The organism is Bacillus cereus G9842 (genome assembly GCF_000021305.1).
Lineage (GTDB): Bacteria > Bacillota > Bacilli > Bacillales > Bacillaceae_G > Bacillus_A > Bacillus_A thuringiensis_S.
In genome coordinates this window covers 5,001,901-5,021,388 of the sequence record NC_011772.1, presented here as the reverse complement: position 1 = coordinate 5,021,388, position 19,488 = coordinate 5,001,901, and the positions used below count along the sequence as shown (strand labels likewise).

The window sequence follows — 19,488 nt, the reverse complement described above, 5'->3', positions numbered from 1 at the left end:
TGGCGATAAAAATCGTTAAGGGGATTTTTTATGCTATTCATTGAAAGTCTAAGCATTTACATTGCTTGTTATAGAAAGCTTTTTTAAAATTGTTGAGTAGCATATGCTTAACGAAAGAGGACTGGCTCCTTCGTTGTAGCAAACTGTTTTTGATAGTATAATGAAAGAAGTATGCAGTGAGGAATTTTACTGCAAGTAGCTGAGGTGAAGAAACATGCAAAGAGTGACAAACTGTGTGTTAATTAGAGATAATGAAGTACTCTTACTCCAAAAACCTCGCCGAAATTGGTGGGTTGCACCAGGCGGGAAAATGGAGCGTGGTGAGACTGTAAGAGATTCCGTTGTTCGCGAGTATCGTGAAGAAACAGGTATTTATTTGAAAAACCCAGCGTTAAAGGGGGTCTTCACCTTTGTCATCCAAGAAGGTGATAAAGTTGTTTCTGAATGGATGATGTTCTCCTTTTTAGCGACAGATTTTGCAGGAGAAAACAAACTAGAGAGCGAAGAAGGCATCATTGGTTGGCATACATTTGACAAAATTGATGATTTAGCAATGGCGCCAGGAGATTATCACATTATTGATTACTTAATTAAAGGAAATGGCATAATCTACGGTACATTTGTATATACCCCAGATTTTGAGTTGCTTTCATATCGATTAGATCCGAGTTAAACCGTCAAGGAGAGGATACGATGACAGAGAATAATGATATAAAAATGGTAATTATTACAGGGATGTCTGGAGCTGGAAAAACAGTAGCTTTACAAAGTTTTGAAGATTTAGGATATTTTTGTGTAGATAATTTGCCACCGATGTTATTGCCAAAGTTTATTGAACTTATGGCGGATTCAAAAGGGAAAATGAATAAAGTGGCACTTGGTATTGATTTACGTGGCCGCGAGTTTTTCGAACATTTATGGGGAGCGCTTGATGATTTATCAGAACGTACATGGATTATTCCTCATATTTTATTTTTAGATGCGAAAGATAGTACGCTTGTAACTCGTTATAAAGAAACGAGACGTTCGCATCCACTTGCACCAACTGGTTTGCCGTTAAAGGGAATCGAAGCAGAGCGCGATTTATTAACAGATATGAAGGCACGAGCGAATATTGTGCTTGATACATCGGATTTAAAACCGAAAGAATTACGTGAAAAAATTGTTCACTTGTTCTCAACAGAAACTGAGCAAGCATTTCGTGTAAATGTTATGTCATTTGGATTTAAGTACGGTATTCCAATTGATGCAGATTTAGTATTTGATGTTCGTTTTTTACCAAATCCATATTACATTCCACATATGAAGCCATTAACAGGACTAGATGAAGAAGTTTCTTCGTATGTACTGAAATTTAATGAGACACATAAGTTTTTAGAGAAGTTGACGGATCTGATTACTTTCATGTTGCCTCATTATAAAAGAGAAGGCAAAAGTCAACTTGTAATTGCAATTGGATGTACAGGTGGACAGCATCGTTCTGTTACGCTTACAGAATACCTTGGGAAACATTTGAAACCAGAGTATAGTGTTCATGTATCTCATCGTGATGTGGAGAAGAGAAAGGGCCATTAAGGGATGAAAAAAGAGAGAAAGCCTAAAATTGTTATCATGGGAGGCGGAACTGGACTCTCTGTTTTATTAAGAGGATTAAAGCAATATCCTGTTGATATTACAGCAGTTGTTACAATCGCTGATGATGGTGGCAGTTCAGGTAGATTACGTGATGAGCTAGAAATTCCACCTCCAGGTGACATCCGTAACGTACTTGTTGCGTTATCGGATGTAGAGCCACTGGTGGAAGCTTTATTTCAGCACCGTTTCACAACAGGGGACGGACTGAAAGGTCATGCGTTAGGAAATCTATTGTTGGCAGGTATGACCTCAATTACAGGAGACTTTTTCCATGCAATTACGGAAACAAGTAAAGTATTAAATGTCAGAGGACGTGTATTACCAGCAGCGAATCAAAGTGCGGTACTTCATGCGGAACTTGAAGATGGAGAAATTGTAACAGGCGAATCAAAGATTCCTTATTACGGAAAGAAGATTAATCGTGTCTTTTTAACTCCAGAAGATGTAGAGCCATTGCATGAAACCTTGGCTGAGATTAAACGAGCTGATTTACTCGTTTTCGGTCCAGGAAGTTTGTATACAAGTATATTACCCAACTTAGTTGTTAATAAAATTGGGGATGCTGTTCTTGCTGCAAAGGCGAAGAAGGTGTATGTATGTAACGTTATGACACAAGCGGGTGAAACGATGGGATATACTGCTTTTGATCATGTGCAGGCTTTACACGATCATTTAGGGCAACCATTTATTAATACTGCAATTGTAAATAACCGTGATATTCCTTGTGAATTACGTAAGTTATATGAGGAAGAAATGTCTACACCAGTTGTAGTGGATGAAGAACGTTTTGCTGAAAATAATATTGATGTCATTCAAGGTGGATTAGCGAAGTATGATGATCGTGTTGTAAGGCATGATACGTTAAAGTTAGCTTCGATTTTATATTCATTGTTATAAATATGCGTTGCCTCGTTTGAGGTAGCGCTCCTCATTCATATAGGACAAGAATTTTGTTCCATAATAATCGTATAAGGAGGTGTTGACTGTGTCATTTGCATCAGAAACAAAGAAAGAGCTGACGAACCTTGAAATGAAGGAATGCTGTGAAAAAGCTGAATTATCAGCGTTACTTCGAATGAATGGATCGCTTTCTTTTTCAAACCGTCGTCTATCTATTGATATTCAAACAGAAAATGCGGCAATTGCAAGAAGAATTTATACGCTTTTGAAAAAGGGATATGACGTAACGGTAGAATTGCTTGTTCGTAAAAAAATGCGATTGAAGAAAAATAATGTATATATCGTAAGGCTTGTTGAGAAGTCTCGCGAAATATTAGCCGATCTTCATATCGTGCGAGATGACTTTTCATTTATTCGAAATATATCACAAGAATTGATTGAGAAGAAGTGTTGTAAACGATCGTATTTACGCGGTGCATTTTTAGCAGGTGGTTCAGTAAATAACCCAGAAACATCATCTTATCATTTAGAGATCTTTTCGTTATATAAGGAACATAATGATGCTATATGTGAACTAATGAACGGATTTGATTTAAATAGTAAGACGCTGGAAAGAAGAAAAGGGTACATTACGTATTTGAAAGAAGCGGAGAAAATTACGGAATTTTTAAATATTATTGGTGCTCATAATGCGCTTTTAAGATTTGAAGATATTAGAATCGTACGTGATATGCGTAATTCCGTAAATCGTTTAGTGAACTGCGAAACAGCTAATTTAAATAAAACAATTGGTGCAGCGCTAAGGCAAATTGAAAATATCCGCTATATTGATGAGACGGTTGGTCTTGATATATTGCCAGATAAACTACGAGAAATTGCGCAGCTACGAAGAGATTATCAAGATGTAACATTGAAAGAGTTAGGTGAGATGGTATCCGGGGGGAAAATTAGTAAATCGGGTATTAATCATCGTTTGCGTAAAATCGATGAAATTGCAGAGAAATTACGCGCGGGGGAAACGGTAGCAAAAAAATAAGAGGTTAAAGGGGAAATGGAGCTGTGGTTCAAAAACGAGTTCAGGTTTCATTAAAAAACGGTTTACAAGCACGTCCGGCTGCGTTGTTTGTACAAGAGGCAAATCGCTTTCATGCAGATATCTTCATTGAGAAAGATGGAAAGACAGTAAATGCAAAGAGCATAATGGGGATTATGAGCTTAGCAATTGGAACTGGAAGCATGATAACAATTACAACAGAAGGTTCAGATGCAGAAGAGGCTTTAGAAGCATTAGCTGCATATGTACAATAAAGAGCTATCGCGTATATGCGATAGTTTTTTGTTTTGTTGTTTGTGCGGATTAGCGGGGAGGGGTATTTAGCTGGTTTGTCCTTGTCGGAGATTGTCGGTAAATCGATATGTTGTGTCGAACCGTTGATATATTAAAAAAATCGTTGATATAATTTGAGTTTTGTTCGATATAATTGAAAAATCGTTGATATATTTAGAGGGATACTGGATAGGGTATACAGACGGAGGTATATGATAATAAAAAAGCGCCCAATTATAGGGCGCTTCCGCTTTTAGTTGTATCCAGCTCCAGCGGCTAGAATGGTCGGTGGCTTCGCTTCTTCCGCCGAGGTAAAAAGCACCTCTTTGTCAGAAGCTCCATCCTCCTCCCATTCTGAACGAGCCGCTTCCGCTTTAAGTATATCCAGCTCCAGCGGCTAGAATCTCCGGTCGTTTCGCCCCTTCATTCGAGGCAAAAAGCGCCTCGGAATCAGGTGCTCCATCGCCCTGCGATTCTGAACGAGCCGCTTCCGCTTTAAATTAATTAACGATTTGTAAAGATCTTATCGATTAAACCGTATTCTAAAGCTTTTTCTGCTGTCATGAAGTTGTCGCGGTCTGTGTCGCGTTGTAGTACTTCAAGTGGTTGACCTGTGCGGTCAGCAAGAATTTGGTTTAGTTTTTCACGTAAGAATAGGATACGTTTTGCAGCGATTTCGATTTCAGTCGCTTGACCTTGTGCTCCACCAAGTGGTTGGTGAATCATTACTTCACTGTTTGGAAGTGCATAACGTTTTCCTTTTTCACCTGCTGCAAGTAAGAATGCACCCATAGATGCTGCCATACCGATACAGATTGTTGATACTTGTGGTTTAATAAACTGCATTGTATCATAGATTGCCATACCTGCTGTGATAGAACCACCAGGGCTGTTGATGTAGATGTGAATATCTTTTTCTGGATCTTGAGATTCCAAGAATAAAAGCTGGGAAACAATTGAGTTAGCTACGTTGTCATCAATTGCACTACCAAGCATAATGATGCGGTCTTTTAATAGTCGAGAGTAAATATCGTAAGCGCGTTCTCCACGATTTGTTTGTTCAATTACTGTAGGAATTAAATTCATCTGTTATTTCCTCCTTATAAAGCTTTCTTAGTCTTATAATACAATTATGGTCAATAAAGGTCAAACGAAACCACTTTAAATCAAAAAAATATGTAGTTGTACCATGAAATATTCGCTATGTTTTCGAAATTCCCTGCTTATGTATCTTCAACATCATAACCGAATTACATAAATTTAAACGTTATGAAAAGTGGAGAAAAAAAGAAAAGAACGCCTTTTAACTGAAGCGTTCTTTCGATAATTAGTCTTTTAAAAGATAGGTTACTTTATTTAAAATCTTTTCGATTTGTTTCGCGTTTTTACTATACATTTCGCTTGCTGATTTCGACTTTGTTTCTAAGGAAAATAGTTCAAGATCAGCATGACATTTTTTTAAAGATGCTAATAATAAAGGTTTGTTTTGAGGAGAAGGCATTTGGAGTTTGTCATTGTAAATGTCGATAGTAAGTTGTCCGTATGAATCCACTTGACCGAGAAAGACATTTTCAATAACAACACCGAGCTTTTCTAGTTCAGAGTGTAGCCAAGCGCGGTTATGCCCGCTTGCTGAAAGTGGTTCATCTAGTACATTGCCATCCATAATAACAGTTTGCGGTTCTTTTTCATTCGGTACTTTTAATCCAAGGTCTTTTGCAGTAATGGGCTGAGAATCTTTCTTTAATAATACATTTAATTCTCCGCTCGGTTCTAAGACAGCAAATTCGACTTCCGCTATACTAAATGCACCATTTCCTCTAAGAAGTTCAAGTAACTCATCACTTGTATATTTCTCTTTCTTTAAATTATCCTCAAGTACTTTTCCATCTTTTATTAACACTGTAGATTTTCCTTCAAAGAAATCTCTAGCAGTTTTGTTTTTCAAGGAAAGAATTCCAACGAAAAAAGGTACGGAGGCGAAAATAAGTATTGCAAAGACACCGTGGAAAAACTTTTGATCAAGCCCTGTAGCTATTTGAGCAGCGATATCACCGATTGTCATTCCCGCTATGTATTCAAAAAAGGAAAGCTGAGAGATTTGCCTTTTTCCTAAGCACTTTGTAATAGTGAATAAAATAATTAATATGAATACAGAGCGAAGGATGACAAGTGTCCATTCCGGTAGGTGAGACATAGTTATTTCCTCCAGTCTACTTAAAACCCTTTATATTGAGGTTCTTCACGTTCTAATACTGAAACTCTATCCTGTAAATCAGCGATGACACTGTCCATTTCTAACATACATTCATGAAATACGCGTTTAGCTTCATCGTCTGTAGAATTTAGTGAAAGGGAACTTAAGCTTGCTTGAGCGCCTCTTACACTAGCAAGGCAAGTTTTTACGCTAGCGATAACAGTCATATAAACACCTCTTATCCTTTCGGTTTAAATAACAATGCTCCAATGAAGCCGAAAATAATAGCTGCTGATACACCGGCGCTCGTTACTTTAAACATGCCGGTAATAACGCCAACGATGCCATGTTTTGCAGCTTCTTCCATTGCGCCATGAACGAGGGCATTACCAAAGCTTGTAATAGGTACAGTTGCCCCGGCTCCAGCGAAATCAATTAATGGCTCATACAAATTAAATCCATCTAATATAGCTCCAGCAACAACGAGTGTTGCCATTGTATGAGCGGGTGTTAGTTTGCCGACATCAAACATAAGTTGGCCGATTACACATATGAGTCCGCCAATGACGAAAGCCCAGAAAAAAATCATTGCGTTGCACCTCCAAATTCAATCGAAACGGCATGAGCGATACACGGAATCGTTTCTTCTTGTTGGAATGTAAGTGGAGATAGTAAAGCGCCTGTCGCAACGACAAGTATTTTTTTGAACTCTCCTCTTTTCATTCGGTTTAATAAATGACCGTACACGACTGTTGCGGAACATCCTGGTCCACTAGCACCGGCTATGACAGGCTGTCCTTCTCTATAAATGAGGAGTCCGCAATCTTGAAACTGTTCGCTCATTACTTTTGTTCCGTGTTTATGTAGTAAGTCATAAGCAATTTCGCGTCCTACATGTCCGAGATCGCCTGTTACAATTAAATCGTAGTAAGAGGCATCAATTTGACGTTCGCGTAAGTGAGCTTCAATTGTGTCGACGGCAGCTGGAGCCATTGCACCTCCCATATTAAACGGATCCGTTAATCCCATATCAACGACTCGTCCGATTGTGGCAGATGTTACCCTAGGGCCGTGCCCAGTATCGCTTAAAATAGCGGCTCCTGCTCCGGTTACTGTCCACTGTGCAGTAGGCGGCTTTTGTCCACCGTATTCGGTAGGATAGCGGAACTGTTTTTCTACAGCGGTGTTATGACTTGAGGCACCAGTTAATAAATATTTTGCGCCCTTTGCGTTTACGATACTTGCCCCAAGTGCTAAACCTTCCATGGAAGTAGAACAAGCCCCGAATAATCCGAGATAAGGAGTGCCCAGTGTGCGGCAAGCAAAGCTTGTAGGGGTAATTTGATTAATTAAATCTCCTGCGAGTACGAATTGAATATCGTCTTTACGAAGTTCTGCTTTTTCAGTAGCCCGGCTACAAGCTTCTTCGAATAAAATTTTATGTGCTTTTTCATAGGAATCTTGTCCGAGCCATAAATCTTCATGAAGGATATCGAAGTCTTCTGGGATTTTCCCTTTTGCCTCAAAAGGTCCACCAACGACTCCTGTTGAAATAATAACGGGTTTGTTTTCAAATACCCACGTTCGGTGTCCTTGTAACATTTATAGCCCTCCCCATTGAACGAGAATCGTTTTAATAAGTGCGATGACAAAAGCCGAAAATACACCAAATAAAATAACAGAGCCAGCTAATTTAAACATGTTACCGCCAACACCAAGAACAAATCCTTCCGTTCGGTGTTCGATACAAGCTGCAATAACGGAGTTTCCAAATCCAGTAACAGGTACAGCTGTACCAGCACCAGCAAACTGCCCAAAACGATCGTATATACCAAATCCAGTTAGTAACATAGAAATGAAAATAAGAGTTGCGACGGTTGGATTTCCTGCCGAACGTTCAGTGAAATCAAAATATGTGATGTAAAAAGTAGAAATGAGTTGTCCGATGAAGCAAATAAAACCACCAACGAAAAAGGCTTTTATACAATTTTTTAAGACAGGTCGTTTCGGTTCGCGTTCTTGTTCGAATTTTTTATACTCCTGTTGTACAGGGGTTAAGTTTTTATCTTTACTAGACATTGCAATCCTTCCTTTTCTTTTAAAAAGCGTTAAGTGTTAGACTCCATTTTTTTACCAATGAGTTTTAATTGCTTATTAATCTCATCTTTAGATACTTTTTTTTCCTTAATCTTTCTTTCGAGCTTTTCGAGTAACATAAAGATTTTTTTATCTGTACTTACACGAACATCGAAAGTAGGGTGCTCATCACTTAGCTGCTTTTGAAGCTTTTTACGAAGCGGTTTTAATCCAAACCTTTCGTGATGCTCAGGTGTAACTGCTATGTAGAGATCTAAATTTGAATTCACTGCTGTGCTTTTTATAATTTCATCCATAGCGAGAGCTCTTTTCTTCGCTCCTTGTGATATAGATTGATTAAAGGATTCCGTACTCGTCTTTGTTAACTTTGGACCTTTTTCTTTCTCCGTTTGTTTTGCTTCTTCTTTCACTTTTTTATCTAAAGGACTATTATCACATCCGGTAAAAGAGCTAAATAGAAGTGCAAATAATGCGGTTATGAGGCCGAGTTTTCGCATAATTATCATTCCATTTCTATTGCAATATGTAATGTGATAGAAAAAGGATGACTGCATATCATCCTTTTTCTATTTCACAGCAAGATTGGTTCGTTATTGCTGTGAGTATTGTGGTTCTTCCTGTTGGACTTCTTCAACACGTGGGTTTAAAGAATCGATAATCGTTTGTGTTTGCTGCGCAGCTGTTTGAAAAAGTTGCTTAGCTTGTTGGTTATCCGTATCAAGAGCGAATCCCTCTAAGCTAGCTTGTGCACTTTTTAATCCAGAAACAGTTTGCTTTAGTTTCGTAATTACAGTCATTGAATGAAGCCCCCTTTGGAATATCAATTCATAGGTTATAATTTGTGAGTTGGGATGAATTTATGATTGGAAAATTTAGGGGTTGAATAGATTTTATATGCTTTTAGCTAAGATGTATAAGGTATTACGGGGATATTTTTATTGATTTAGATGGATTTTATTGCTATTATTATGAGAAGAAAATGAAGTGTTTTCTATAATCATGCGCCCATAGCTCAGTCGGATAGAGCGGTGGTTTCCGGTACCACGTCTGTCGGGGGTTCGAATCCCTCTGGGCGCGTCAAAAAGTCCTAACTTACGTTTTGTAGGTTAGGACTTTTTTTATTTCCCTCTTGTTATATCTGATAATAAGATTTACTATTAGTACTTGATAATAATTTTTATAACTTATTATTTTCTTTCAATATTATTCAAATTTCGGTTGTAAGTTGTAAATATCATTAATACATATAAATTAATAATATTTTGGAATGGGCGTCTGCGTGAGGATTCTCCTTTTACCAAACTTATTGTACAATAGAAACAAGGGGGAGATTAGTTTGAAGGCAAGTCTTTTACAAGAACAAAGCTTACGTTTGGCAATGACACAAGAGTTAAGGCAAGCGATTACAATGCTTCAGTATAATGTACAAGAATTATCGGAGTTTTTGTATGAGCAATCGTTAGAGAATCCCCTTATTGAGTTAGGTGGTTTTGAGAGGGAGAAGAAAAAGAGCTCTAACAACAGTAAAAGTACCAGCAAACAAGTCGAGAATCAGATGGAAATCTACAGTGTGGATTCTACAACGATTCAGCAACATTTATTAAATCAAATACAGTATTATAAAATAGATGAAGAAGAGCGGAAAGTGGCTTCTTTCATTATTATGAACATGGATGGAAACGGGTATTTACAAGAAACGAATGAAGAGTTAGCAGAGCTCCTTTCTGCGCATATTCATGTAGTTGACCGCTCTGTAGAGCTTGTCCAATCACTGGAGCCAGCAGGGGTAGGGGCGCGTAATATTCAGGAATGTTTAACCTTACAATTGAAGCGCTTACAAAGAAGGGATGGATTAGCGGAAGATATTGTAGAGGAGCACTTTGCTTATTTCGTGAAGAAGGATTGGCGAAAGCTCGTTCATGTGCTGAAGTGTAGTAATGAAGAATTACAATCGGCGGTGAACTGTATTACATCATTGCAGCCGAAACCGGGCCTTGCGTATTCTTCGGATAAACCACTGTATATTGTGCCTGACATGGCAGTGAAAAAAGAAGGCGATCGCCTCGTTTTACAGATGAATGAGAGAAATATGCCGAGAATTGAAATTCACTCTGAGTACAGTGCGCTTCTTAATAATAGTGAAAGTGAAGTAGCATCTTACGTTTCAGAAAAGTATCAGCATGTGCAATGGATTATGCGCAGTTTGAAACAGAGAAAACAAACACTTCTGCAAGTGATGACGATTATTATGGAAAAACAACGTGATTTCTTTTGGGAAGGTCCAGCGTATTTGAAGCCGCTCGCTTTAAAAGAGGTGGCGGAAGAGCTAAGTGTGCATGAGTCTACGATTAGTCGTGCAACAAGAAATAAGTATGTGCAAACGCCACACGGTTTATTTGAGATGAAATCGTTCTTTAGTAATGCAGTTTCGACGACAGAGGATGAGGCAGTTTCAACGAAGCGAGTGAAACAGTTTATTCAAACGCTTGTGGAAGCAGAGAATAAGAAAAAGCCACTCTCAGATCAAAAGATTTCAAAATTATTAGAAGAAGAGCATGAAATTGTTATTTCTCGAAGAACGGTGGCGAAGTATAGAGAACAAATGCATATCCCAGCTTCGTCATTGCGAAAAACAATCGGATAGGTGAAGAAGATGAAAGTTGTGCTGTATACAAAAAAGAATTGTGGTCTTTGCGTGCAGGCGAAACAAGTTTTGCAGGAAGTACAATGTGAATATTCTTTTCAAATCGAGGAAATAGATATATATGAAGATAATGACCTTTTAGAAAAATATCATTTAATGATTCCGGTTGTAGAAATAGACGGAAAACAAGTAGAATATGGTAACATTCACAAAGGTGTCATAATAAACTATATAAAGAATGCAGTTAAGAGTTGAATAAGTTTCTATCTCCTGTTACAATAATACACGTAGCAGGGATTATTTTTTTAACCTATGTGGGACACAAAATGTCACTACGGGACGTAAAGTGACCACCGAGGAAAAATGAACCAATGTAGTGAGGAGAAAAGATATGCGCTCATGGATTCAGAACACAAAAAAATTATTACCTGATCTGCTACCTGTTATGCAAACGAGAATGCAAATTCTTCAATACATTAGGCTCATGCAGCCGATTGGAAGAAGAAACTTATCAGCAAGCCTCGGTATGACAGAACGAGTATTGCGAAGTGAAGTTCAAGTTTTGAAAGAACAAAACTTAGTTCACGTCGCTTCTTCTGGAATGACTTTGACAGAAGAAGGAACAGCTTTAGTTCTTGCTTTGGAAGACTTTATGAAAGAAATTTCCGGGTTAAAGGTTTTAGAAAAGCAACTTAAGGAAACATTAGACTTGGATGAAGTTTTCGTTGTCCCTGGTGATAGTGATGAATCACCTTGGGTCAAACTGGAGATGGGCCGTGCTTGTGTGACTTGTATAAAAGACCGTCTGACAGCGAATAATATCGTTGCTGTGGCTGGAGGAACTACGCTAGCTGCTGCTGCGGACATGATGCAACTTGATTGTAAAGATTTACATATGCTATTTGTCCCAGCACGTGGTGGAATCGGAGAAGGTGTTGAATTAGAAGCCAATACCATTTGTGCCAAGATGGCGCAAAATACGATGAGTAATTATCGCTTATTGTATGTTCCAGACCATGTTAGTAGCGAAGCATATGCGTCTATTGTGACAGAGCCTTCCGTGAAAGAAGTTCTTGAGTTGATTCGATCTTCCAATATCGTCATTCATGGAATAGGTGATGCGTTAACAATGGCACGTCGCAGAAGTACTTCGGAAGCAGATTGGTTAAAGATTCAAGCAAGCGAAGCAGTTGGTGAAGCTTTCGGTTACTACTTTAATGAAGAAGGAAATGTTGTTCATAAAGTAAGAACAGTTGGTATGCAATTAGAGGATTTACAAAATGTATCTCACGTTGTTGCAGTCGCTGGAGGTTCTTCAAAGGCAAAAGCAATACAGGCTGTAATTAAACAAGGGCACACTTCAATTCTAATTACAGATGAAGGTGCAGCAAAACAGTTAACAAAGGGTTTTACCCTTTAATATAATCCCCCAAGGAGGAAATTCAAATGACTAAAATTGGTATTAATGGATTTGGACGTATCGGACGTAACGTATTCCGCGCAGCTCTTAACAACTCTGAGGTAGAAGTAGTAGCAATCAACGACTTAACAGATGCTAAAACATTAGCTCACCTTTTAAAATATGACACAGTTCACGGAACTTTAAATGCAGAAGTATCTGCTAACGAAAACAGCATCGTTGTTAACGGTAAAGAAATTAAAGTTATCGCTGAGCGTGACCCAGCTCAATTACCATGGAGCGACTACGGAGTAGAAGTAGTAGTAGAATCTACTGGCCGTTTCACTAAAAAATCAGACGCTGAAAAACACTTAGGTGGATCAGTTAAGAAAGTTATCATCTCAGCTCCAGCTTCTGACGAAGATATCACTGTAGTTATGGGTGTTAACCACGAACAATACGATGCAGCTAACCACAACGTAGTATCTAACGCTTCTTGTACTACAAACTGTCTAGCTCCATTCGCTAAAGTATTAAACGAAAAATTCGGCGTAAAACGCGGAATGATGACAACAATTCACTCTTACACTAACGACCAACAAATCTTAGACTTACCACACAAAGATTTACGTCGTGCTCGTGCAGCAGCTGAAAACATGATCCCAACATCTACTGGTGCAGCTAAAGCTGTAGCATTAGTATTACCAGAACTTAAAGGTAAATTAAACGGTGGCGCTGTACGTGTTCCAACTGCTAACGTTTCTCTTGTTGACTTAGTTGTTGAACTTGACAAAGAAGTAACAGTTGAAGATGTAAACGCAGCATTCAAAGCAGCAGCTGAAGGCGAATTAAAAGGTATCCTTGGATACAGCGAAGAGCCATTAGTATCTATCGACTATAACGGATGTACAGCTTCTTCTACAATCGATGCATTATCTACAATGGTAATGGAAGGTAACATGGTTAAAGTACTTTCTTGGTACGATAACGAAACTGGTTACTCTAACCGCGTAGTAGACTTAGCAGCTTACATGACTTCTAAAGGTCTTTAATTCTTAATTATATAAGCAATCAATGACAAAACGAGGGAGAGGGTTTGTTCCCTCTCTCTCTTCTTTCGTTTTAAAAGCAAATGTGTTAAGCTTTTGAATGGGTTTTGTCAATCCTAACTAGTAGTCGGAGGGAAATCCAATGAACAAAAAATCAATTCGTGACGTAGATTTAAAAGGTAAGCGTGTATTTTGCCGCGTTGATTTCAACGTACCTATGAAAGAAGGCAAAATTACAGATGAAACTCGTATCCGTGCAGCTCTTCCTACAATTCAATATTTAGTAGAGCAAGGTGCGAAAGTTATTTTAGCAAGCCACTTAGGCCGTCCAAAAGGTCAAGCGGTAGAAGAATTACGTCTTACTCCAGTAGCAGCACGTTTAGGCGAGCTTCTTGGTAAAGATGTTAAAAAAGCAGACGAAGCATTCGGACCAGTTGCACAAGAAATGGTTGCAGCAATGAACGAAGGCGACGTATTAGTTCTTGAAAACGTACGTTTCTATGCGGGCGAAGAAAAGAACGATGCAGAACTTGCGAAAGAATTTGCAGCACTTGCTGACATCTTCGTAAACGATGCATTCGGTGCAGCTCACCGTGCTCACGCTTCTACAGCAGGTATCGCAGACTACCTACCAGCAGTATCTGGTCTATTAATGGAAAAAGAGTTAGATGTATTAGGTAAAGCACTTTCTAACCCAGAACGTCCATTTACAGCTATTATTGGTGGTGCGAAAGTAAAAGATAAAATCGGTGTAATTCGTCATCTATTAGACAAAGTAGATAACTTAATCATCGGTGGCGGACTTGCTTACACGTTCGTTAAAGCTTTAGGTCATGAAATTGGTCTATCTCTATGTGAAGACGACAAGATTGAACTAGCTAAAGAATTTATGCAACTTGCAAAAGAAAAAGGCGTAAACTTCTACATGCCAGTTGATGTTGTAATCACTGAGGAATTCTCTGAAACTGCAACAACTCAAATCGTTGGTATCGACTCTATCCCTTCTAACTGGGAAGGCGTAGACATCGGTCCTAAAACACGTGAAATTTATGCAGATGTAATTAAAAACTCTAAGCTTGTTGTATGGAATGGACCAATGGGTGTATTCGAAATGACTCCATTCGCAGAAGGTACAAAAGCAGTAGGACAAGCATTAGCAGATGCAGAAGATACATACTCTGTTATCGGCGGTGGTGACTCTGCAGCAGCTGTTGAAAAATTCGGTATGGCTGATAAAATGAGCCACATTTCTACTGGCGGCGGTGCGTCATTAGAATTCATGGAAGGTAAAGAGCTTCCAGGTGTAGTTTGTCTTAACGACAAATAAGTAGCAGCCAAAGAAAAAGGACGGTGCAAAGCATGCGTAAACCAATTATCGCAGGTAACTGGAAAATGAATAAAACTCTATCTGAAGCAGTTAGCTTCGTAGAGGAAGTTAAAGGTCAAATCCCAGCAGCTTCAGCTGTTGATGCAGTAGTTTGCTCTCCAGCTCTATTCTTAGAGCGCCTTGTAGCAGCAACTGAAGGAACTGATTTACAAGTAGGTGCACAAAACATGCACTTCGAAAAAAATGGTGCATTCACTGGCGAAATTAGCCCAGTAGCACTTAGCGACTTAAAAGTAGGCTACGTAGTACTTGGCCACTCTGAGCGTCGTGAAATGTTTGCTGAAACAGACGAATCAGTAAACAAAAAGACTCTAGCAGCATTTGAACATGGTTTAACACCAATCGTATGTTGTGGTGAGACTTTAGAAGAGCGCGAAAGCGGAAAAACATTTGATCTAGTAGCAGGTCAAGTGACAAAAGCACTTGCAGGTTTAACAGAAGAGCAAGTTAAAGCAACTGTTATCGCTTATGAGCCTATCTGGGCTATCGGTACAGGTAAATCTTCTTCTTCTGCAGATGCAAATGAAGTATGTGCGCACATCCGTAAAGTTGTTGCAGAAGCTGTTTCTCCAGAAGCTGCAGAAGCTGTTCGTATTCAATACGGCGGTAGCGTAAAACCAGAAAACATTAAAGAGTATATGGCACAATCTGACATCGACGGCGCTTTAGTTGGCGGTGCTAGCTTAGAGCCTGCTTCGTTCTTAGGTCTTCTGGGGGCGGTAAAATGAGAAAGCCAACAGCTTTAATCATCCTTGACGGTTTCGGACTTCGTGAAGAAACTCACGGGAATGCTGTAGCACAAGCTAAGAAACCTAATTTTGATGGTTACTGGAACAAATTCCCTCATACAACGCTTACAGCTTGTGGTGAGGAAGTAGGTCTTCCAGAAGGTCAAATGGGTAACTCTGAGGTTGGTCACTTAAATATTGGTGCTGGCCGCATAGTATATCAAAGCTTAACACGCGTAAACGTTGCAATTCGTGAAGGTGAGTTCGATCAGAACGAAACATTCCAAAATGCAATTAAAAGCGTAAAAGAAAAAGGTACTGCTCTTCATTTATTCGGTTTACTTTCTGATGGTGGTGTGCACAGTCACATGAACCATATGTTTGCTCTTCTTCGCTTAGCAGCAAAAGAAGGTGTGGAGAAAGTTTACATCCATGCGTTCTTAGACGGCCGCGATGTTGGACCACAAACAGCAAAAGGTTATATCGATGCAGCAAATGAAGTAATTAAAGAAACAGGAGTAGGACAATTCGCGACTATCTCTGGTCGTTATTACTCCATGGACCGTGACAAGCGTTGGGATCGCGTAGAAAAATGTTACAGTGCTATGGTGAATGGTGAAGGCCCTACTTATAAATCAGCAGAAGAGTGTGTAGAAGACTCTTATGCGAACGGTATCTATGATGAATTCGTATTGCCGTCTGTAATTGTTAACGAAGATAACACGCCAGTTGCAACAATCAATGATGATGATGCAGTTATCTTCTATAACTTCCGTCCAGACCGTGCAATTCAAATTGCTCGTGTATTTACAAACGAAGACTTCCGTGAGTTCGATCGTGGTGAAAAAGTACCTCACATTCCAGAATTCGTATGTATGACACACTTCAGTGAAACTGTGAATGGTTACGTGGCATTCAAGCCAATGAACCTTGATAACACTTTAGGTGAAGTTGTTGCGCAAGCGGGATTAAAGCAACTTCGCATCGCGGAAACCGAAAAGTATCCGCACGTTACATTCTTCTTTAGCGGTGGTCGTGAGGCTGAATTCCCAGGAGAAGAGCGTATCTTAATTAACTCACCGAAGGTTGCAACGTATGACTTGAAACCTGAAATGAGCATTTACGAAGTAACGGACGCTTTAGTAAATGAAATCGAAAATGATAAACATGATGTTATCATTCTTAACTTTGCAAACTGTGATATGGTTGGCCATTCTGGGATGATGGAACCAACAATTAAAGCAGTAGAAGCAACTGACGAATGTTTAGGAAAAGTTGTAGAAGCGATTCTTGCAAAAGATGGTGTAGCACTTATTACTGCTGACCATGGTAATGCCGATCAGGAGTTAACTGCTGATGGCGAGCCGATGACAGCTCATACAACTAACCCGGTTCCTTTCATCGTTACAAAAAATGATGTAGAGCTTCGTGAAGGTGGTATTTTAGGAGATATCGCTCCAACAATGCTTACACTTTTAAATGTGGAACAACCGAAAGAAATGACAGGTAAAACAATTATTAAATAATTTGCTTATATAAAAAGGAGAGAATTTATTATGTCAACAATTATTGATGTTTATGCTCGCGAAGTCCTTGACTCTCGTGGTAACCCAACTGTAGAAGTAGAAGTTTACACAGAAAGCGGTGCTTTCGGACGCGCTATCGTACCAAGTGGTGCATCTACTGGTGAGCACGAAGCAGTAGAATTACGTGACGGTGACAAATCTCGTTACCTTGGTAAAGGTGTTGTTAACGCAGTAAACAACGTTAACGAAATTATCGCTCCAGAAATCGCTGGTTTCGATGTAACTGACCAAGCTGGTATCGACCGTGCTATGATCGAATTAGACGGCACTCCAAACAAAGGTAAACTAGGCGCTAACGCTATCCTTGGTGTATCTATGGCAGTAGCTCACGCAGCAGCTGACTTCGTAGGTCTTCCATTATACCGTTACCTTGGTGGATTCAATGCAAAACAATTACCAACTCCAATGATGAACATCATCAACGGTGGTTCTCACGCTGATAACAACGTTGACTTCCAAGAGTTCATGATCTTACCAGTTGGTGCTCCAACATTCAAAGAATCAATCCGTATGGGTGCTGAAGTATTCCATGCACTTAAAGCTGTATTACATGACAAAGGTCTTAACACTGCAGTAGGTGACGAAGGTGGATTCGCTCCAAACCTTGGTTCTAACCGTGAAGCTTTAGAAGTAATCATCGAAGCTATCGAAAAAGCTGGTTACAAAGCTGGCGAGAACGTATTCTTAGGAATGGACGTTGCTTCTTCTGAGTTCTACAACAAAGAAACTGGTAAATATGACCTTGCAGGCGAAGGCCGTACTGGCTTAACTTCTGCAGAAATGGTTGATTTCTACGAAGAGCTTTGCAAAGACTTCCCAATCATCTCTATCGAAGATGGTTTAGACGAAAACGACTGGGATGGTCACAAATTATTAACTGAGCGTATCGGTGATAAAGTACAATTAGTTGGTGACGATTTATTCGTAACTAACACTCAAAAACTTGCTGAAGGTATCGAAAAAGGTATCTCTAACTCAATCTTAATTAAAGTTAACCAAATCGGTACTTTAACTGAGACTTTCGAAGCTATCGAAATGGCTAAACGTGCTGGTTACACAGCAGTTGTATCTCACCGTTCTGGTGAAACTGAAGATGCTACAATTGCTGACATCGCAGTTGCAACTAACGCTGGCCAAATCAAAACTGGTTCTATGAGCCGTACTGACCGTATTGCTAAGTACAACCAATTATTACGCATCGAAGACGAACTAGGCGAAATCGCTGTTTACGATGGTATCAAATCTTTCTATAACATCAAACGATAATTGTAGAAAATAACGACAGACCGTGAGAAATCACGGTCTGTTTTTTTATGCTAAAATTGTTCGCCCGTCATAAGTGACATGAAATGTTTGAAGAAGCGGTTATAATCAAAATCAATTGCGATTTGATGACTCGGCCAATCAATAAATGGCTTAGATTCTCCTAAAGAGCGAAATTCTCCAATGCTTGCCCCCTGCGCATAAGATTCTGTCATGACAACGATAGGTGATTTGTGATAGGTAAACATAGAGTTATCAAGTAAAGCGAGTATTGGCATTGTGTCATGGAAGGGGCTACCCTTTAAATGTGGTAGGGCGTCTTTATAATATCCGTAGTAATAATGATCGAATAAAGGTTTGACAAGTGGGGCTTTTCCTTTTGTTTCAATATACTCCGCCATCTCGGGTGTAATGACGGAATATTGGGTGACGTTTAATGGGTATATGTACATGTTAGCTGTAGATTGGAGGACTATATTAGCAGCAGTAGGATCGCCATAAAAGTTTGCTTCGGAAATAGGGGTAACATTACCAGGGTGTAAAAAGGCACCGCCCATTACGTAGTAAGATTTAACTTGCTTCATTAACTGTTTACATACGATGAATAAAATTGCTAGGGAGGTAAGTCTTCCTAAACTTACAATGATTAATTCATCTTTATACTGCTCAATAAGAGGAATAACTTCAAAAAAATTCTCCATTTCTCCGTTAGTCACATTTACCTTTGGAATAATTGGCCCGAGCCCCTGTTTCCCATGTACATCCGTAAAAAACGCAGGTGGGGCACCAGTAAGAGGACGTTCTGAACCACCGAATATCTTGATATTTCTATTCTTTGTTTCGTTATTAAAAAAATGAGCATTTTGTACGGCCATTTTTTTCGGGACATTGCCGTAATCAGCAACAATACCGATAATTTCTATTTCATCAATAAAGAAAGCTAAGAGGAGAGCCATCGTATCATCAATCCCAGGATCACAAAAAATGAGAACTTTTTTTGGCATATGTTCACCACCTATCTTGTTTATCCCTTACAAACCCGCTTGATGAGGGCTAACAATCAGTATGGATGTGGGAATCCTCATGGATTAAAGTTTCATTTTATATATATGTAAGCTTAAGGATAAAAAGATTATTTTATTGAAATAATAGTCTTATAAATTCAGAAAATAAAAACTTTTTATATTAGGTCAAGGTTTTTGACGTAATTTTCGTTTGGAAATGCAGTCATATCAAGGTTGTAAGCGTATAACAAAGGCTGTTTTTGCTGTCAAGT

At 39.1% G+C, this 19,488-nt stretch carries 22 protein-coding genes and 1 tRNA gene; 14 read left to right on the top strand and 9 right to left on the bottom strand.

The window, feature by feature from the left end; genetic code table 11:
* Nucleotides 1-214 precede the first annotated feature (214 nt).
* From BCG9842_RS25520 to BCG9842_RS25500, 5 genes are all read left to right on the top strand, one after another.
* A complete protein-coding gene (locus BCG9842_RS25520; protein ID WP_001190080.1) occupies nt 215-673 on the top strand; it encodes an NUDIX hydrolase in 459 nt (152 codons plus the stop codon).
* Between the two features lie 20 nt (nt 674-693).
* Nucleotides 694-1,575 carry an RNase adapter RapZ gene (gene rapZ, locus BCG9842_RS25515; protein WP_000138458.1) on the top strand — a complete coding sequence of 294 codons (882 nt, stop codon included), beginning with the start codon at nt 694-696 and terminating at the stop codon, nt 1,573-1,575.
* Nucleotides 1,576-1,578: 3 nt separating this feature from the next.
* Nucleotides 1,579-2,532: a gluconeogenesis factor YvcK family protein gene (locus tag BCG9842_RS25510; protein ID WP_000712185.1), complete on the top strand. Its 954-nt coding sequence runs from the start codon at nt 1,579-1,581 to the stop codon at nt 2,530-2,532.
* 88 nt (nt 2,533-2,620) lie between these two features.
* Nucleotides 2,621-3,571, top strand: a complete 951-nt coding sequence (whiA, locus tag BCG9842_RS25505) for a DNA-binding protein WhiA (protein ID WP_000006563.1) — start codon at nt 2,621-2,623, stop codon at nt 3,569-3,571.
* Between the two features lie 23 nt (nt 3,572-3,594).
* Nucleotides 3,595-3,843, top strand: a complete 249-nt coding sequence (locus BCG9842_RS25500; RefSeq protein ID WP_000250307.1) for an HPr family phosphocarrier protein — start codon at nt 3,595-3,597, stop codon at nt 3,841-3,843.
* 523 nt (nt 3,844-4,366) lie between these two features.
* Here BCG9842_RS25500 and clpP read toward each other — a convergent pair.
* The 8 genes from clpP to BCG9842_RS25460 all read right to left on the bottom strand — a co-directional run bounded on the left by clpP (nt 4,367) and on the right by BCG9842_RS25460 (nt 8,953).
* Entirely contained in the window at nt 4,367-4,948 is a 582-nt protein-coding gene (gene clpP, locus BCG9842_RS25495) for an ATP-dependent Clp endopeptidase proteolytic subunit ClpP (protein WP_001049162.1), read from the bottom strand.
* A 241-nt stretch (nt 4,949-5,189) separates the two neighbouring features.
* Nucleotides 5,190-6,059, bottom strand: coding sequence for a DUF421 domain-containing protein (locus BCG9842_RS25490; RefSeq protein WP_000018928.1), 870 nt, complete (start codon nt 6,057-6,059; stop codon nt 5,190-5,192).
* A 20-nt stretch (nt 6,060-6,079) separates the two neighbouring features.
* Complete coding sequence (locus BCG9842_RS25485) at nt 6,080-6,286, bottom strand: DUF1657 domain-containing protein (RefSeq protein WP_000215916.1); 207 nt, start codon at nt 6,284-6,286, stop codon at nt 6,080-6,082.
* Between the two features lie 11 nt (nt 6,287-6,297).
* Nucleotides 6,298-6,648, bottom strand: a complete 351-nt coding sequence (gene spoVAE / locus BCG9842_RS25480) for a stage V sporulation protein AE (protein WP_000575919.1) — start codon at nt 6,646-6,648, stop codon at nt 6,298-6,300.
* Complete coding sequence (gene spoVAD, locus BCG9842_RS25475) at nt 6,645-7,661, bottom strand: stage V sporulation protein AD (protein WP_000938953.1); 1,017 nt, start codon at nt 7,659-7,661, stop codon at nt 6,645-6,647. The genes spoVAE and spoVAD overlap by 4 nt, the downstream gene beginning before the upstream one ends.
* Nucleotides 7,662-8,138 carry a stage V sporulation protein AC gene (gene spoVAC, locus BCG9842_RS25470; protein ID WP_000095399.1) on the bottom strand — a complete coding sequence of 159 codons (477 nt, stop codon included), beginning with the start codon at nt 8,136-8,138 and terminating at the stop codon, nt 7,662-7,664.
* A gap of 29 nt (nt 8,139-8,167) precedes the next feature.
* Nucleotides 8,168-8,653: a YhcN/YlaJ family sporulation lipoprotein gene (locus BCG9842_RS25465; protein WP_001228537.1), complete on the bottom strand. Its 486-nt coding sequence runs from the start codon at nt 8,651-8,653 to the stop codon at nt 8,168-8,170.
* A 93-nt stretch (nt 8,654-8,746) separates the two neighbouring features.
* Entirely contained in the window at nt 8,747-8,953 is a 207-nt protein-coding gene (locus tag BCG9842_RS25460; RefSeq protein ID WP_000216166.1) for a DUF1657 domain-containing protein, read from the bottom strand.
* Between the two features lie 204 nt (nt 8,954-9,157).
* On the opposite strand from BCG9842_RS25460, the gene BCG9842_RS25455 reads away from it, so the two are divergent.
* From BCG9842_RS25455 to eno, 9 genes are all read left to right on the top strand, one after another.
* A tRNA-Arg gene (locus BCG9842_RS25455) sits at nt 9,158-9,233 on the top strand.
* Nucleotides 9,234-9,492: 259 nt separating this feature from the next.
* Nucleotides 9,493-10,800 carry an RNA polymerase factor sigma-54 gene (gene rpoN / locus BCG9842_RS25450; RefSeq protein ID WP_000647951.1) on the top strand — a complete coding sequence of 436 codons (1,308 nt, stop codon included), beginning with the start codon at nt 9,493-9,495 and terminating at the stop codon, nt 10,798-10,800.
* Nucleotides 10,801-10,809: 9 nt separating this feature from the next.
* Nucleotides 10,810-11,055 carry a glutaredoxin family protein gene (locus BCG9842_RS25445; protein WP_000869737.1) on the top strand — a complete coding sequence of 82 codons (246 nt, stop codon included), beginning with the start codon at nt 10,810-10,812 and terminating at the stop codon, nt 11,053-11,055.
* A gap of 136 nt (nt 11,056-11,191) precedes the next feature.
* Nucleotides 11,192-12,220, top strand: a complete 1,029-nt coding sequence (gene cggR, locus BCG9842_RS25440) for a gapA transcriptional regulator CggR (protein WP_001258185.1) — start codon at nt 11,192-11,194, stop codon at nt 12,218-12,220.
* Nucleotides 12,221-12,246: 26 nt separating this feature from the next.
* Nucleotides 12,247-13,251, top strand: a complete 1,005-nt coding sequence (gene gap / locus BCG9842_RS25435) for a type I glyceraldehyde-3-phosphate dehydrogenase (protein ID WP_000161234.1) — start codon at nt 12,247-12,249, stop codon at nt 13,249-13,251.
* A gap of 139 nt (nt 13,252-13,390) precedes the next feature.
* Entirely contained in the window at nt 13,391-14,575 is a 1,185-nt protein-coding gene (locus tag BCG9842_RS25430) for a phosphoglycerate kinase (RefSeq protein ID WP_001036332.1), read from the top strand.
* Nucleotides 14,576-14,607: 32 nt separating this feature from the next.
* Entirely contained in the window at nt 14,608-15,363 is a 756-nt protein-coding gene (tpiA, locus tag BCG9842_RS25425; protein WP_001231042.1) for a triose-phosphate isomerase, read from the top strand.
* Nucleotides 15,360-16,889: a 2,3-bisphosphoglycerate-independent phosphoglycerate mutase gene (gene gpmI / locus BCG9842_RS25420; RefSeq protein WP_001231141.1), complete on the top strand. Its 1,530-nt coding sequence runs from the start codon at nt 15,360-15,362 to the stop codon at nt 16,887-16,889. Before tpiA ends, gpmI begins: the two co-directional genes overlap by 4 nt.
* 30 nt (nt 16,890-16,919) lie before the next feature.
* Complete coding sequence (eno, locus tag BCG9842_RS25415) at nt 16,920-18,215, top strand: phosphopyruvate hydratase (RefSeq protein WP_000103951.1); 1,296 nt, start codon at nt 16,920-16,922, stop codon at nt 18,213-18,215.
* A gap of 50 nt (nt 18,216-18,265) precedes the next feature.
* On the opposite strand, the gene BCG9842_RS25410 is transcribed toward eno, so the two are convergent.
* Entirely contained in the window at nt 18,266-19,216 is a 951-nt protein-coding gene (locus BCG9842_RS25410) for a nucleoside hydrolase (protein ID WP_001125040.1), read from the bottom strand.
* Between the last annotated feature and the right edge of the window lie 272 nt (nt 19,217-19,488).